Origin of the sequence: Segatella copri (genome assembly GCF_019249765.2) — a bacterium.
GTDB lineage: Bacteria > Bacteroidota > Bacteroidia > Bacteroidales > Bacteroidaceae > Prevotella > Prevotella copri_K.
Window position 1 is genome coordinate 1,128,214 of record NZ_CP152484.1, and the last position, 16,645, is coordinate 1,144,858.

Annotated in this window: 15 protein-coding genes; 10 read left to right on the forward strand and 5 right to left on the reverse strand. The window is 49.5% G+C overall.

The annotated features are described in order from the left end of the window. The first annotated feature begins 142 nt into the window (after positions 1–142). From KUA46_RS04980 to KUA46_RS05000, 5 genes are all read left to right on the forward strand, one after another. Positions 143–1,474, forward strand: coding sequence for a hypothetical protein (locus KUA46_RS04980; protein WP_218486552.1), 1,332 nt, complete (start codon positions 143–145; stop codon positions 1,472–1,474). Continuing rightward, positions 1,471–2,517 (forward strand): CHC2 zinc finger domain-containing protein, encoded by a 1,047-nt coding sequence (locus KUA46_RS04985; RefSeq protein ID WP_218486553.1) that lies wholly within the window; start codon positions 1,471–1,473, stop codon positions 2,515–2,517. Before KUA46_RS04980 ends, KUA46_RS04985 begins: the two co-directional genes overlap by 4 nt. 17 nt (positions 2,518–2,534) lie before the next feature. Next, a complete protein-coding gene (locus tag KUA46_RS04990; protein ID WP_217326316.1) occupies positions 2,535–2,756 on the forward strand; it encodes a DUF4248 domain-containing protein in 222 nt (73 codons plus the stop codon). 340 nt (positions 2,757–3,096) lie between these two features. Further along, complete coding sequence (locus KUA46_RS04995) at positions 3,097–3,285, forward strand: hypothetical protein (protein WP_040552569.1); 189 nt, start codon at positions 3,097–3,099, stop codon at positions 3,283–3,285. A 47-nt stretch (positions 3,286–3,332) separates the two neighbouring features. Beyond that, a complete protein-coding gene (locus tag KUA46_RS05000; RefSeq protein WP_154480013.1) occupies positions 3,333–3,887 on the forward strand; it encodes a DNA-binding protein in 555 nt (184 codons plus the stop codon). A gap of 95 nt (positions 3,888–3,982) precedes the next feature. Here KUA46_RS05000 and KUA46_RS05005 read toward each other — a convergent pair whose 3' ends face one another. The 5 genes from KUA46_RS05005 to KUA46_RS05025 form a co-directional block, all read right to left on the reverse strand. Beyond that, entirely contained in the window at positions 3,983–4,570 is a 588-nt protein-coding gene (locus KUA46_RS05005) for an AbgT family transporter (protein ID WP_217745517.1), read from the reverse strand. 27 nt (positions 4,571–4,597) lie between these two features. Then, positions 4,598–5,323: a DUF5932 domain-containing protein gene (locus KUA46_RS05010; RefSeq protein ID WP_117694157.1), complete on the reverse strand. Its 726-nt coding sequence runs from the start codon at positions 5,321–5,323 to the stop codon at positions 4,598–4,600. Positions 5,324–5,343: 20 nt separating this feature from the next. Beyond that, entirely contained in the window at positions 5,344–8,691 is a 3,348-nt protein-coding gene (locus KUA46_RS05015) for a sensor histidine kinase (protein WP_218486554.1), read from the reverse strand. A gap of 48 nt (positions 8,692–8,739) precedes the next feature. Then, positions 8,740–9,411: a bifunctional 4-hydroxy-2-oxoglutarate aldolase/2-dehydro-3-deoxy-phosphogluconate aldolase gene (locus KUA46_RS05020; RefSeq protein ID WP_006846600.1), complete on the reverse strand. Its 672-nt coding sequence runs from the start codon at positions 9,409–9,411 to the stop codon at positions 8,740–8,742. Between the two features lie 99 nt (positions 9,412–9,510). Beyond that, positions 9,511–10,533, reverse strand: coding sequence for a sugar kinase (locus KUA46_RS05025; protein WP_022121227.1), 1,023 nt, complete (start codon positions 10,531–10,533; stop codon positions 9,511–9,513). A 394-nt stretch (positions 10,534–10,927) separates the two neighbouring features. Between KUA46_RS05025 and KUA46_RS05030 the strand changes: the two genes are divergently transcribed. The 5 genes from KUA46_RS05030 (at position 10,928) to KUA46_RS05050 (ending at position 16,594) form a co-directional block, all read left to right on the forward strand. Next, on the forward strand, positions 10,928–11,992 hold the full coding sequence (locus KUA46_RS05030; RefSeq protein ID WP_217326317.1) for a LacI family DNA-binding transcriptional regulator: 1,065 nt from the start codon (positions 10,928–10,930) through the stop codon (positions 11,990–11,992). A gap of 175 nt (positions 11,993–12,167) precedes the next feature. Beyond that, entirely contained in the window at positions 12,168–13,664 is a 1,497-nt protein-coding gene (locus KUA46_RS05035; RefSeq protein ID WP_153085917.1) for a UxaA family hydrolase, read from the forward strand. A gap of 19 nt (positions 13,665–13,683) precedes the next feature. After that, entirely contained in the window at positions 13,684–14,994 is a 1,311-nt protein-coding gene (locus KUA46_RS05040) for a Na+/H+ antiporter NhaC family protein (protein ID WP_006846596.1), read from the forward strand. 101 nt (positions 14,995–15,095) lie between these two features. Continuing rightward, complete coding sequence (locus KUA46_RS05045) at positions 15,096–15,791, forward strand: hypothetical protein (RefSeq protein WP_118080082.1); 696 nt, start codon at positions 15,096–15,098, stop codon at positions 15,789–15,791. Positions 15,792–15,907: 116 nt separating this feature from the next. Then, on the forward strand, positions 15,908–16,594 hold the full coding sequence (locus tag KUA46_RS05050) for a glycoside hydrolase family 25 protein (RefSeq protein WP_218486555.1): 687 nt from the start codon (positions 15,908–15,910) through the stop codon (positions 16,592–16,594). Positions 16,595–16,645: the final 51 nt, after the last annotated feature.

Sequence of the window (16,645 nt, forward strand, 5' to 3'; positions counted from 1 at the left end):
ACTTCATAACTTATTGATTATTAATTAGTTATATATAATATATATAGGAAGCGAGACCATAAAAAAACAACTGAGACTCTGAGACTGAGACTGCAAGCAAGAAAAAATGAACATGAAATTTGATTTAACTCTCTAAAAAGCAATGGATTATAATATTTTTAGCAACAACGCTCCGGCGATGCCAAAACCCAGCAAGGGTACTGAATTTGTAAAATTTGCCATCTCTCAGGCATCAAAAGACATGCAGGAAGTGCTCATTCCGATGGCAATTCCGGCATTAGCAGCTCATCTCACAGACGTAAGATTCATGTATTCCGACAACAAATATTACGAAATGTGCGGGCAAATGGGCCATCTGATAGGTCCATCGGGTATCGGAAAGGCACAGTTGGGTCATCTTGTAGAGGCCATCATGAGACCTTTCAGAAAGCATGATGAGACTGAGTTCAAGAAACTGGTTGACTGGCAGCGACAGATGAAAACCAAGGGCGCCAACAAGGAAAAACCGGAGCGCCCGGACGTGAGTTTCTGGTTTCCACCTTCTGATGTCACCAATCCTGCATTCATCCAGAACGCTATGGCTTGCGAACAGCTGGGCGGAAGAACCCAGTACATCAATCTGCCTGAGGTGGAGATGGCCGACAGAATGTGTGGTGGGCATAAGCAGGTGAGCCAGATGGTAAGAAATATCTTCGACTGTCAGAGGGCTGGAGCCTTGCGCGCCACGGCTGATGGCGTAACGGGCAACCCTCTGCTCCGCGTGAACCTCACCTTTACCTCTACTCCCGAAGCGGCCCGACTCTTCTACAAGAAAGACCTGACCAATGGTTTCTTCGGGCGCATACCTTTCGCCTACAAAGCCCGTGGCGAGCGAAGCGGAAAGATTCCGCGACAGGGAACGTACAACAAAGATTTCCTCGAAAAGCTCGATGGCTACCTGCTGAGGCTGGACAACTGCAAGGGCAGTTTTGTGGTGAAGCAGCTCAACAAGATAGCCGATAAGCTGGCAGAGGAAATGGCACGCCTTGCCGACCTTGCCGATGATGATACGCTCTGGGAACTCTCCCACCGCAGCATCTTCTCGGCATGGAAGAAGGGAGCCGTGCTGTGGATTCTGAACGACCAGAGCTGGTCGAAATCCATCGGCGACTTCGTTGAATGGTTCTGCTACTACGATTTGTGGTCGAAGGTAAAGGTGTTCGGCGACATGTTTAAAGCGGGCGATGGACAGGAAGAGGCTCAGAGAAGCGGTCCGAAAAACATGCTCGACCAGCTGGAGAATTCCTTCAACGAACTGCAGTTGGAAACCCTGCGCCTGAGTCTGGGCAAGAATCAGGAAGGTACCAAGCATCAGCTCAACGTATGGAAGAACCGCCAGTTTATTACTTATAACAGCCAGACGAAACTCTATACAAAGACTGCAGAATATCTGACGGGTATACCGGCCAAGAAAAAGAAAGGGAAAGGGATATGATGGAGAAATATGAGATTCAGAAACTGCGCGAGCTTCCAATAGAGAAGGTTGCGAAAGAGTTGGGGATGAAGGTAGAGCACCATAAGGCGCTCTGCCCATTCCATGACGACCACCACGCCAGCCTTACGTTCAGCAAGACCAAGAACAGCTGTAGATGCTATGTCTGCATGAGGAGTTCTATCGGCACCATCGACCTGGCGATGAGATACCTGGGGAAGGATTTCCCGGCGGCTTGCCGATGGCTCGCAGAAGAACATCAGATTCAGTTGGAGGAGGATTCTTCTTCGGGCTCTTCATCCGGTGATTCTTCTTCGGGTGATGATTCGGGGAAATCTTCCTTCGATGCAAGCAGGTATGCGAGATTCTTCGAACATCCCTGGCTCAACCAGGCAGCTCGGAGATTTCTCTTTGAGGAGAGGAAGATTGACTGGAGAGTGGTGAACTGGTGTAGACTTACTTCATGGACGGATAAGAAGGGCATCAACTGGCTGCAGATTCCTTACTTCGATAGCGATGGGCGGCTTATCGGTATCCAGAACAGAAACCTGGACTACACGAAGAAAAAATCTTCATCGGGAGGTGGTTCTTCTGAGGAGAATGTTTCTTCTGAAGAAAAAAGGCCGGGCGAAGAAAAGGAGCAGGATGCTCCCCGCTTCCGGTTCCCTTACGGCGCAAGATGCAGCATCTATAATCTGCCGGTTGTAAAGAGACTGAAACCGGGCGATAGGCTGTTTATTACGGAGGGATGTAGCGACTGCTGGGCGATGCTTTCTGCCGGACATAAGGCGATAGCCATCCCTTCTGCCACGCTTCTCAAGCCCGAGGATAAGCAGCTGCTGGTGGATATCGGAAGACTGTATCAGGTGGAATTCCATATGTTTCCTGATCAGGATGTGCCGGGCGAAAGCCTCTTTATGCAACTCAGGGAGATGCTCCCCCAGCTGGTTCACCACCAGTTGCCACCGGGCTGCAAGGATTTCAGCGAATACTATCTTTTAGAGGCTGCTGCAACTTCCGGGAGCAAGGAGCCGATAAACAAATGATTTAAAAAATTAAGATTATGGAAGATTTTATAAACCGTTCGTATACGAAGAAGGAACTGGGACTGATGTACTTTCCCGAGAGTATGCCACGCACGGCCGTGAATCATCTCATGAGTTGGATTCGCCGTTGCCAGCCGCTCTGGGATGAATTGCAGGAGATGGGGTATGAAAAGACTTGCAAGTCGTTCACTCCCAAGCAAGTGAAGGCTATTTTCGATAACCTCGGGGAACCGGGATAGTTATTTGTGTTTAGTGTTTAATGTTTACTTGGCGGGTGACGGACCAGCGATAGAATCGCTGGGAACGGAGGCTTTTTCAATGTTGAATGTTAAATGTTAAATGGTGAGTGTTTTGAAGAAAATGTTCCGGTATCGCATGGTATCGCACGCTATCGCACACCTGATAAATCGGGATTTCGTATCTTTGCATCGTGATTCAGAAAGCGCGCAAAATCACTTGCCCAATTGGAGAAAAATATTTCCCTAATTGGGAAAATAAAAAAGAAAATGAAACCAAGACTCCAAGCCTCGAAACGAGTCGTTTCGCTAGCGAAACTTAGCAGGGGGCAGAAAAAAAATCATGAACCAGAACATGAAGGCATTCATCAGGTATCTCATCGTGGCAATCTGCTCAGCCATCGTCACCTTCCTATCCAGCTCCTGCACGGCAGGACTCGTAATCGGAAAGAACCAGCGGCAACATCAGGAGAATAACATCTCCACCAAAGTAGATTCTACCTACTACGTGCCAACCATCACCATCCGGTAGGATTTACAAGTTAACAAGAGTATTCATCATTTAAAAATCAAAAGATTATGGCAATTAATTTGAAAGCAAAGGAGACCCTTATCCAAGTAGGCGAAATGAAGGGTCAGTACAGATTCATCCTCGGTACCGAACTTTACAACAAGCTCTCAGAGAGCAAGGTGATCAAGGAGGCTGCTATCAGAAGCGGCGTTAGCGTGGGCGTGATGCAGGTTTGCTGGGATGCAGCAGGCGAGGTTATCAAGGCGTGGTGTACCGAAGGCCATTCCGTAGCCGTTCCTGGATTGGGAACCATGCGATTCGGCGTAAGAGCCAAGAGTGTGCCTACCGTAGGCGAAGTGGCTACCAGTCTGATTACCAACCGCCGTGTTATCTTCACCCCAAGCGTTGACATCAAGCGCGAGCTGCAGGAAACCTCCATCCAGATTACCTGTTACGACCGCAACGGCAAGGTGGTGAAAAACGTTACTTCCGACGATAAGGGCGATGTGGAAGACCCTGACAATAACCCAGGTGGTGGCGGCGGTTCGGATAACACCCCGGGCGGCGGAAATACCGAAGGCGGCGGAACCACCGGCGGTAATGAGGGAGACGGTTTGGAGTAAGCGAACTCCCCGAAAAACCGAACAGGAACCCCTGATTTTACCACAATAAGAAAAGAGCCCCTGATGCGAGGAAACGAGCATCGGGGGCTTTTATCTTACTCCATTACATAGAGGATGGATGTATAGAGCTGCATCACGAGAATGTAGAAAAGAAAGCAGGGCGACAGGAGGCGGATGCCTTGATTCATCGCATCATAAACCTGACTGATGCCCTTGATGCTCTCGCTCATGATGCCGTAACTCATGCTCATCACCATGACCGAGAAACAGATGTACGGAATGAGACTATGCGTGAACGGACCCGGAAAGAGGGTTCCTACGGCATTCAGCAGAATGGCATGGGGCAAGAGTGTGAGCGCCAGCATGATACCTGCAGAGATGCACAACTCGATGAGCATCAGGCGCAAGGCCGTGCGCTGGCGATACTGGGTATGGTCGAAATGGAGCACCCTACTCTGCTTTACCACCCCGATGGTGATGCTGATGAGCACCAGCCATACGAGCCATACTGAGGTGAGATGGTCTACAAAATGGCCCGTAAACCAGCGGATGCCCTCGGGGCTGGTAAGCGAATGGGCGAACGACTCGGGCATCGCAGCTGTTAGCAGCCACGAAATCAGAATCACCACTACTTCGGCTATTCCCAACGATAATGCCAGATAGGCCAATACTTTCTTATACATTCTTTAAAAAGCACTTATTGAAACGAGTTATTCTTCATCTGCCTGCAGATGGTCGATATCGAGGATGCGGAGCTCGCAGGCTTTTACCACCAGGCGGGTGGCGTTGATGCCCATGCCGTGGTTGCCGTCAGGGAAGAGTTTCTGAACCAGTTCTGCCTGTCGCTTCTCCAGACTCTTTACGCCGAAAGGCATTCCGCGCAGGTTGGTAATCTGCTCCTTGGTATAGCCCAGCGCAAGATGGCGCAGGAAACGCTCATCATACTCATCAATCTCATAATTCACCAGAGCCTCCTGACGCATCAGCTGGCTGTTTACGCTCCGCTTGAAACGGTCTACTATCTTCTGAAGGATAGGCTGGTTGAACACCAGTTTCTTACCTCCCATGCAGCTCGCCACATCGCCACGCGTAAGGAGTTCGCCACTCTTCAGAATGATGCCGTCGCAGCCCGCATCGAGCACATCTACCCAGAGTTTTTCGTTCAGAATTTCTCCTGTAAAGATGAGCACCTTCACGTCAGGATACTTCTCCTTGGTCTGGCGGCAGATTTCTACGCCTACCGTGGTGGAACCGCCCAGTCCGAGGTCGAGCAGAACCAGATCGGGCAACTGCTGCTTGATGAGTTTCCAATAGGCTATTTCGCTCTCGGCAGTACCGATGATTTCAGCCTCTGGAATATCATTCTTGAAGATACCCTCTGTGCCCTTCAGTTCCAGGGGCACGTCTTCTACTATGATGACTTTAAAATTTTCCATTTTCTGATATTTTTATTTTCTTATGATTTTAAACTTTTCCATTTGATGCGTGCCGGCAGCACGGCCTCTATCCTGAGGCAACCCTTATCGCCCTGGCAAGCCTTGATGCCGCAGCCGCGCAGATTGGTAATCTCGCCCAGTTCCCTCACAATCTGCCGACACAGGAGATAGTGCAAATCGCCCGTCAGAGGGGTAAAGAGTTGGGCATGGAGCGCAGCATCATAGGCCACATCCTGCTGGTCAATCCAATATCTCACGTAGGCAGAACCCGGAATCTCAGCCACTCCGGTATGGTAATCCTTGGAATTGCCGCGCATCAGAGAAACAAGATAGCGGTTCAGGAAATCATCTGCCTTGATGTTGCCTTCTACCTGCTCCATCGCCTGGGCGCTGAGCAGAGAATAGAGCGATTTATAATAAGCTACCAGTTCCTTGAGCGAATCTACATCATCGGGCTGCGAATCGATAAGCTGGCGGATGCGCGACGGATAATACATCGTTTCGTGCTTGAGCGTAGACAGACAGTTGTCGAGCACGGAATTGGAGATATGAAGCTTATCATTCTCATATTCAGCCCTATGCAGCTCATCGGTCATCAGCTCCAGTTTCAGCGATTCCTGCTCAGCCTCGTCGGTCCGCTTGGCCTTGGTCTGTTCTATCATGGCAAACCGGTAGCTCAGTACGTGGCGGTAATAGAGCAGATAATAAGCCAGCGGCAACTGCAGCAGCAACAGGATGAGCAGCACCACGGCCACGGTCTTCGAGTTCTCGCTCTGCTGCATCGTGTGCACGTAATTATCGAGCGTATTATCGGCACTTATTTCGCGGAACAGCTGGGTATAAACCTTGTTGTTGCTCTGGTAGAGCGACCATTGGTGCAACGCCAGGGCAGCCACGGCACACTCGTTTCTCAGGTCCAGGATGACTTGATAATTGGTTGGCAGTCCGGAGCGCATCCAGGAGAGTTCTGCCGCCATTCCCACCTCCGGATGAGCCACCATGAGATACTTGCCGTCGGGATATTTCGATAGATAGAACGCGTTGAGATAATGGCGCGAAGAATCGGCAAAGGCCAGGGTGCGCTGGTAGGTGCCGTTGATATTGCTGAAGTAGGCGCTATCTGCAAAATCGTCGGCACGCTGGAGATTGGCATCTACGTTCGTCTTGTGATGATTGTGGCGCTGGCGGATGTCGTTGGCCTTCTTAGCCTCACAAGGCTGGACCGAAGCCGACAGCAGCACGAAGAGCATGATGATGATGCCCAGCAGCTGATGGGCTCGGCGGGCGATGCCCTTAGGCAGGCGGAAACTGAAGCGGCTCCCCTCGCCCAACTTGCTTTCTGCCTTAATCTGGCAGCCGGCAAAGAGCGAACTCACCTTCTTATATTTCTCTATGATGCCCTTGCAGTTGAGCAGTCCGAAGCCGTGACCGCCCGTATAGGTCCGGTCGAAGACATGCGCCAGCTGCTCCTCGTCCATACCCTTTCCGGTATCTGAGATGCTGATTTCCACGAAGTCAGAAACCTTGGCGCTAATGGTTACCTTTCCGCCTTCGGGTGTAAACTTGCGGGCATTATCAGCTATGGTATTGATCATGAAGAGCGTAAGGATGCGGTCGGCCTTGACCACGGCATCGGTCGGCTCTACTTCCAGTTTCACGCCCTGCATCTGGAAGCTCATCTTGCCCTTGGCAACAATATCGAAAAGCTGCTGGAGCGGGAAACTTTCTATACGCAGGCTGAGTGAGCCCTGGCGCATCTGAATCCACTCCGTAAGCACGTTGTTATATTGGTTAATCTTATCTGTGAGTTCGGCGATATACTGGTAACGTTCCTGCCGCACCTCATCGCTTTCGCCCCCTTCGGAGAGTCGGTTTACCTCGTGAATCATGCGGTCGATGAAAGGCGTAATGCTGTTTACGAGCGAAATCTTAGCCCTTTGTTCCAGATTGCGTTTCTTGTTTTCTTCGATATGCAGTCGGGTTACGTTCAGCTCATCGTGAACCTCCTCCTGCTTATCTTTTAATTCGTTGATTTTCTTAGTGTTATTCTCGCTCCACTCACGCAAAGGTGCAAGCAGTTCATCCATCGACTGGTTCTTCATCTTCTTGCGCTTCATGTGGTCGAAAACGTAGAGCAGAACCACCACGAGCACAATCATCGCCACCACGGCAGCAATCATCAGGTTGAGCTGCTGGGCGTTCTCGTCGAGTGCTGCGGCACGTGCCTCCAGCTGGCGGTCCTGTCGCGAACGGTCCTGCAAATCCAGATAGATATTGCGGTTGTAATCGCTCTGCTGCTTATCATCTATAGCCGAATAAACCAGGCAGAGTCTTTCACGTATCGACGCTACGAGGTCGGGTGCCTGCTCTATCGCCTTGTTGTCGTTCAGGGCATGATTCAGGCAGTCGAGCGCCGAAGAATAATCATGGATATCCCAGAAACATTCAGCCAGCGTACGGTTGGCTCCGGCAGTCTGATAAACATCTCCGTAGCTCGAAAAGAGGTTGAGGGCACGCTGGGCAAAGTTGCCTGCCAGCAGATTGTTTGGCATCTGCTCGATGTTGAGATATTGGAAGGCAGGCAGGTTGTTGCGTATGAGGAAATCGCTCACCTCTCCTTTTCTGAGGTGCTCGCTAATAGACTGCAGGGCGTTAGCCTGCCAGTAAGGATAAGGATGGGCAGGGTCGCTAGCCAGCATGTAGCAGCTGATCAGCCGGTCGAATTCCGCCTGATTGATTTCGTTTTCGGTTTCCTTGACGATAGCTCCGCCCGAACCTATATTATAAAGATAGTTGAGATATTGTGCCGAATCCTGTTCCAGCTCATCTGGGTCCAGACGGTTAAGCTCCTGAAGCATCGGCTCGTCTAAGCCCACATAATAAAAATAGGTGGCGGCCACAATATAGAATTCAGATTTCGCATAAATCACGCGTTTGCTTTCCCTCGGGGGCATGGAATTCACCTCTTCGCGAATTCTGCGCAAACGCCTCATCGCCTTTTCGCGATAAGCATAAAAATCTTTGTTGTGCGATTCTCTCTGGCAGAGTCGCATGTTCTGAACATCGGCAATAGCGAGTTCTATCTGATTATCGCTCTCCTCTTCAATCTTCTTCAGCCATCCCTTGGCTCCCTTGTAATCCATCTTGGCTATACATACGAAGGCAAGGTTGTTATAGGCTTCGGCACGGCCTGAGGGATAATCTTCTGAAAGCTTCAAAGCCCTCTCAGCCAGCACTTTAGTAGAATCGAGATTGCGATAATGATAAGCATAGGATTGCTCGTTCAGCTCATCTACCCTTGCCTTATTCGCAGGAGAACAAGCTGAAAGAAAAAGAGTCGCCACCACCAGAACTGATGATGGCGACATGGAAAAAAAGGATGCTGAAATTTGCATCTCGATGAAAAATAGTCTAAATTAAGCGCGAGCCTTCGCGATGTAACCGAGAGCCTCCTGACACTTGGCTGTGATGGCAGCCCAGTCGCCAGCAGCAACTGTCTCCTTAGGGAAGAGCTTAGAGCCCATACCTACGCAGAGAACGCCAGCCTTGATCCAAGGAGTAAGATTCTCCTCTGTTGGCTCTACGGCACCTGTTACCATGATGTTGCTCCAACGCAAAGGTGCCATTACGTTCTTAACGAATGAAGGACCGCCTACGTTACCTGCTGGGAATACCTTGGTTACGTCGCAACCGGCAGCCTGAGCATTATTGATTTCTGTTACAGAACCGCAACCTGGTGAATAAGGAACCAGACGACGGTTGCAAACTGGAGCAATATCTGGGTTGAAGTTAGGACCTACGATGAAGTTAGCGCCGAGCTGGAGATACAGAGAAGCTGTACCGGCATCAACAACTGTACCTGCACCCAGAATCATCTCAGGGCAAGCCTTGTCGGCCCACTTTACCAACTCTCCGAAAATCTCGTGAGCGAAGTCACCACGGTTAGTAAACTCGAAAACACGTACGCCACCCTCGTAACAAGCCTTGATGACGTTCTTGCAGATTTCAACATCCTTATTGAAGAAAACAGGTACCATACCAGTCTCTTTCATGGCTGCCATAACCTGCATTTTGCTAAACTTTGCCATTACCTTATATGAATTAACAATGAATAGTTTATAGTTTATAGGAGCTACGCCGTAAGCAAGACAGTCTATAAACTATCAACTATAAACTTTAAACTATAATTATCTCTGAACTCGACCATTAGCGTTACCGCCAGCCAGGCTCTCTACCTCGTCAGCAGATACCAGGTTGAAGTCGCCAGGGATAGTATGCTTCAAAGCAGAAGCAGCTACCGCAAACTCAAGAGCCTCGCCCTGAGTCTCCTTAGTTAGAAGACCGTGGATCAGACCACCAGAGAAAGAGTCGCCACCACCAACGCGGTCGATGATAGGGTTGATGTCGTAGTGCTTGCTCTGATAGAACTCCTTACCATCATAGATAAGAGCCTTCCAGCCGTTGTGTGTAGCAGAGAGAGATTCGCGGAGAGTAGAAACAACATACTTGAATCCGAACTCCTTCATCATGCCCTTGAAGATTCCGTAGTAACCCTCAGCATCAGTCTTACCGCCCTCTACGTCAGCATCTGGCTTGAAGCCCAGGCAGAGCTGAGCATCTTCCTCATTACCGATGCAAACATCAACATACTTCATCAGAGGACGCATAACAGAGATAGCCTTCTCAGAAGTCCAGAGCTTCTTGCGGAAGTTGAGGTCAACAGAAACAGTTACGCCGTGACGCTTAGCAGCCTCACAAGCCAACTTGGTAAGTTCAGCAGCCTTGTCGCTAATAGCTGGAGTAATACCGCTCCAATGGAACCATTGGGCACCCTCCATAATCTTGTCGAAATCGAAATCAGATGGGTCAGCCTCAGCAATTGCGCTGTGTGCACGGTCGTAGATTACCTTGGATGGGCGCATAGAAGCACCTGTCTCGGCATAGTAGAGACCTACGCGGTCGCCACCACGAGCGATGAATTCTGTATTAACGCCGTAACGACGGAGACCGTTGACAGCAATCTGACCGATCTCGTGCTTAGGGAGCTTAGATACGAAGTAAGCATCATGACCATAGTTAGCCAAGCTTACAGCTACGTTAGCCTCACCACCACCAGGGATGATGCGAAGTGATTCACTCTGAATGAAACGATCATTGCCTTCTGGTGATAAACGAAGCATGATCTCACCTAATGTTACAATTTTTGCCATGTTTGATAGTTTTAATTTTTTTGTTTTTATTTTGTTTGTTATGAGTAACAAATTAAATTCCACTTTTCGGTAGAGAAATGAAGTTCAATTATCAGTTGTCGTTCAATTTCGAGGGCAAAAATAACCATAATTTCTCGAATAACGAAATAAAATCGCATTTTTTTTTGTTTTTCGTGCAAAAAAGTTGCTGTGTCTTCGCACAATTCAAAAAATTGTTGTATATTTGCGGCAAAATTCGTACTTGTGGTCGCACACAACAGAATTGCTTAATACTAATTGTGGTCTGTGCACAGCTAGGAAGTACCTGCGACGTTTTATCTATCGTAGCCCCCAGGAGAGGCTCCTTATATAATAAGTACACGCGAGGCAACCAGACCCGTAATGCTAAAAAACAATGGCCGAAAAAATCAGAATCAAGGATATTGCCGAGAGAGCTGGCGTATCCGTTGGAACCGTAGACCGAGTTCTGCACGACCGCCCAAACGTGTCGAAACCTGCACGCGACAAGGTCGAGAAAGCCCTCAAGGAAATGAATTATCAGCCTAATGTGTACGCCAGCGCTCTGGCTTACAACAAATCCTATACCTTCTACCTGCTGATTCCGAAACATGAATCGGAGGCTTACTGGGAGGAAATAGAGGAAGGCGCAAAAAAATGTGAAGATACCCGACGTGACTTCCATATCGATGTAGAGATTCGTTTCTATGAGCGTTCCAGCGAGGAATCGTTCCGCGAAGAAGGCAACAAGATTCTTGAGGCCAGTCCGGAAGGAGTCATCGTGGTGCCTTCATCGCTCGACGTAACCCGCGAGTTTACCGAGGCGTTGCATCACAAAAGCATCCCGTTCATCCTGCTCGACTCCTACATGCCCGATCTGCGTCCGCTCTCTTTCTTCGGCCAGGATTCGTTCTGTTCCGGTTTCTTCGCAGCCAAGATGCTGATGATGCTTGCAGCAAAGGAAGATGAAATCCTACTCATGAGGCAGACCAAAGACGGAAGAGTGGTCAGCAAGCAGCAGGACAACCGAGAGGTAGGATTCCGCCATTACATGCACGACCACTTCCCTAACGTGAAGATTACCTTGCTCGACCTGCCGTTGAGCGGCACACGTGCTGAATTCGTCAAAATGCTGGAGAAGTTCTTTGCCGGGCATCCGAACATCCACCATTGCATCACCATGACTTCGAAGGCGCACATCGTGGGCGATTTCCTGCTGAAGACCAACCGCCGCGACGTTCAGATCATGGGCTATGATATGGTAGAGAAAAACGCCCGCTGTCTGCGCGAAGGAAGCATCTCCTTCCTCATCGCCCAGCACGCCTACATGCAGGGTTACTCCTGCGTAGACACGCTCTTCCAGGCCATCGTGCTGAAGAAGAAAGTTACGCCGGTAAACTATATGCCTATCGAGCTGCTGATGAAGGAAAACGTAGATTTCTATCGCAGAACCCAGCTCTAAGGCGAATTGGCAGAATTAAAGCTTTTGCCCTTACAGGGCGACAGGGTTGCGTCCGTAATTACCCAGGGCGATGCCCTGGGCTAGGAGCTTTTGCCCTTTCAGGGCGTATGGAGCCAACTAGCGACAATACAGGAACATTATAAATTATAAACAATAAATAAAAAACAGACTACGTATGGAACAATCAAGTTTTATCAAGATTAACCCTGCCGACTCGGTAGTGGTATGCTTGCGCCCTATGAAGAAGGGTGAAACGATTGAAGTAGATGGCAAGACCATCACATTATTGCAGGATACTCCTGCAGGACACAAGGTGCTCATCAACGATGCTGCCGAGGGTACAGATATCCTGAAGTATGGCTACCCTATCGGTCATGCAAAGACCGGTCTCAAGGCGGGCGAATGGGTAAACGAGAACAACCTCAAGACTAATCTTGCCGGTACGCTCGAATATACCTACAACCCGGTTAACGAGCAGCTGAACATCGCTAAGGAAAACCGCACCTTCATGGGCTACGTTCGCAAGAATGGCGAAGTAGGCGTAAGAAACGAAGTATGGGTAGTTCCTACCGTGGGCTGCGTTAACGGCGTGGCTGAGAAACTGGTAGAACTCCTCAAGAAAGAAACAGGCTGCGAAGGCATCGACGCCATCCACGCATGGCACCACAACTTCGGTTGCTCACAGCTCTCGGGCGACCATGAGAATACCCGCAAGGTGCTTCGCGATATCTGTCTGCATCCAAACGCAGGTGCCGTGCTCGTTCTCTCGCTAGGCTGCGAGAACAACCAGCCAGATGATTTCATGAAGATGCTCGGCGACTATGATCACGACCGCATCAAACTTCTTGTAACACAGAAGGTTGAAGGCGATGAGCTAGAGGAAGGCATGAAGATTCTGCGCAACCTCTATGCCCAGGCTAAGGAAGACAAGCGCGAGGAAGTTCCGGTAAGCAAACTGCGCGTAGGTTTGAAGTGTGGCGGTTCTGACGGCTTCAGCGGAATTACAGCCAACCCATTGGTAGGTGAATTTAGCGACTGGCTCGTAGCTCAGGGCGGTACAAGCATCCTGACAGAGGTACCGGAAATGTTTGGCGCAGAAACCATTCTGATGAACCGTTGCGAAAATAAGGAACTCTTCGACAAGACCGTTCACCTGATTAACGACTTCAAGGAGTACTTCCTGAGCCATGGTGAACCAGTTGGCGAGAACCCTTCTCCAGGTAACAAGGCTGGTGGTATCTCAACCCTCGAAGATAAGGCTTTGGGTTGCACCCAGAAGTGCGGCCGTGCTCCGGTAAGCGGCGTGCTCCAGTATGGCGACCGTCTGGAGACAACCGGTTTGAACCTGCTTTCAGCTCCGGGTAACGACCTTGTAGCAGCCACAGCTCTGGCTTCAGCAGGTTGCCAGCTAGTCCTCTTCACCACAGGTCGCGGAACCCCATTCGGAACCTTCGTGCCAACGATGAAGATTTCTACCAACAGCAATCTGGCAAAGAACAAGCCAAACTGGATTGACTTCAACGCCGGCGCTCTGGTAGAAGGTGTAGAAATGAAAGACTTGGTAAGCAAGTTTATTGATAAGATTATAGCCGTAGCAAGTGGCGAGGAGGCTCGCAACGAGTATAATGGCTATCGTGAAATCTCCATCTTCAAAAATGGAGTAACTCTTTAATTTAGAAGGAAAAAGAAGTATGAGTAACAAAAAAGGTTTGCTGGCGTTGTCGCCATTATTTTTGCTGATTGTCCTCATCGTGGCTTTTACCGTATATTCGGTAGACAGCAGCCATCAGGACACCAGCCTCTCGCTCACAGTAGCGTTCATGATTTCGAGCATTTATGCCGTGGCTATTTCCGGCGGAATGCCTGTCAGGAAACGAGTGGACACATACAGCAAGGGTGCCGGCGCCAACAACCTGATGCTCATGCTCTGGATTTACGTGCTGGCTGGCTCGTTTGCCGCATCAGCCAAGGCGATGGGAGCCGTTGATGCAACCGTCAACCTGGCGCTCAGCATCCTGCCAGCCAGCATGATTCTGCCAGGACTCTTCCTGGCTGCCTGCTTTATCTCCGTATCTATCGGAACAAGTGTGGGAACCGTAGTGGCTCTGGTTCCGATAGCCGCCGGACTGGCCCACTCGATGGATGCTAACGTAGGCATGATGACCGCCATCATCGTAGGTGGCGCTTATTTCGGCGACAACCTCTCGTTCATCTCCGATACGACGGTTGTTGCTACGCAGACGCAGAACTGCAAGATGAGCGATAAGTTCAAGGTCAACTCCATGATTGTGGTTCCGGCCGCCGTACTCGTGCTCATCGCCTATTCTGTCATGGGAGTCGGTCTTCAGGCCCCAACCCACATCAACGAGGTAGAATACATGAAAGTATTGCCTTACCTCACCGTCCTCGTTACCGCTATTGCCGGCATGAATGTAATGGCTGTTCTCACCCTGGGCACCCTACTCTGTGGCGCCATCGGCATAGGCAGTCATCTTCTGGGTGCCTCCGGAAGCTACGACCTCTTTGGCTGGTTCTCAGCCATGGGCAACGGCATTATCGGCATGGGCGAACTCATTATCATCGCCATGATGGCAGGTGGTATGCTCGAAATCATCCGCGAAAACGGCGGAATCGATTTCATCATCAACAAGATTACAGCCCACGTAAACAGCAAGCGTGGAGCCGAACTTTCTATCGCCGCCCTCGTTTCGATGGTAAACATCTGTACGGCAAATAATACGGTAGCGATTCTGACAGTAGGAAATATTTCGAAAAAGATAGGCGACCGGTTTGGCGTAGACAACCGCAAGGCAGCCAGCATTCTCGACACCTTCTCATGCATGGTTCAGGGATTGATTCCTTATGGCGTGCAGATGCTCCTGGCAGCCGGTCTGGCCAATCTCAGTCCGATGGACATTCTTCCTTATCTCTACTATCCGCTGGCGATAGGTGTGGCAGCCCTGCTAGCCATCCTCTTGCGCTATCCTAAGAGATACAGTTAGGAGAAGACTTCTCAAATCAGAGGAGGGTCTCCTTCTGCGTTAGAGATTTCTTGACAGGAAGAACAAAACTTTATTATTGACTATTAATAAGAACAAGGCATATGAATTTTCTTCAGCGCAACCTTTTTACTAAGCTCCGTGCCGACAACTTCGGCATCAAGGAAGAAATGGAACCGATGACTACCTTTAAGAAGAAAAAGATAGCTCAGATGCTCAAGAACGTGAATGATGTTCCTGCCGGAGAGGTGAAGATGAACAACGGTTTTCTGAACCGACGGCTCAGCAAGATTCAGGAAGATGAACGCCATGCCATCGATACCTCTATCGAGACCATTTATCTGCTGCGCATCATCGTGGCAAACGTAAATGGAATGCTGGCTAACGGAATCAATCTCAGAGGAATCATCCAGTTGGGAGACTACCTGAGAACCCGAGGCGACAAGGTAGATTTCGTGAAACTGGAGAAGTGGCTTGCCAAGCTCCGCATCCAGCGCATCGCCCAGCTGGAAGGAAGCGTGCTCATCACCTTCTTCGATTTCGAACAGGACGAAATCCCGTTCGTTCATCACATAGAAAGAGGCGCCTACAAGCTGACGCTCCGTTCGCTCTACTATAATATCATGGACCAGCAGGCCATTCAGTTTGAGCAGACCAGCAGCGGCTTTGTACGCACCACGGGGGGAACCATGCGCAAGAATCTGCGCCGCAGCATGCGCTATCTGCAATACGCTCCGATAGAAACCATGAGCAATTTCATGAACAATTTCTTCCGTTCATTATCTGAGATTGAAGAGTAAATTTCAGTAAGGACTGAAGGGGTTAATCTGGGATTCATCAGGACGAAGAGTAAAATATCTATAAAATTAATCTCTTAGTAGTACGATTTTCATCTGATTTTCGTATCTTTGCATCTATGAAAAAATTATTTATCTCTATTATAGCATCCATTATTGCCTTGGGAGCCCATGCCCAGGTGCAATGCGAAGACACTTGTCGGCACGTTCACGGCATCGACTTGAGTCATTATCAGGGCAACGTGTTCTGGGAAACCGTGGGCGACAACTCTAAGATGGCTTACGTTTATCTGAAAGCTACTGAGGGCGGAACCAACATCGACAGCAAATACAAGAAGAATATCGACCTGGCTCATCGCTACGGAATGAAAGTAGGTTCTTATCATTTCTACAGACCCCGCATCCCACAGCAGACGCAGCTGGAAAATTTCATGGCCCAATGCCGTCCGGGAGATCAGGACCTCTTGCCTATGATTGATGTGGAGACGAAAAGCGGCATGAATACAGAAGAATTCTGCGATTCGCTCTTTAAGTTTCTGCACCTCGTAGAGAAAGCATTTAAGCAGAAACCCCTCATCTATACGGGAGCCAATTTCTATGACAACTATCTTCTGGGCAAGCTAGACAGCTACAAGCTGATGATTGCCCAGTATACGAAGCGCATCCCTGTATTGCGCGATGGTAGAGATTTCGAAATGTGGCAATATACGGGTAAGGGCAAACTCAACGGAATAAACGGCTATGTTGACAAAAGCCGTTTCATGGGGCGCCACAAGCTCAGAGAAATCAGATTCAGACATCGATAGTACTTGGAACCCTGAACTTGGAACTTTATGATTAGCTTCAAGGTAAAGAGT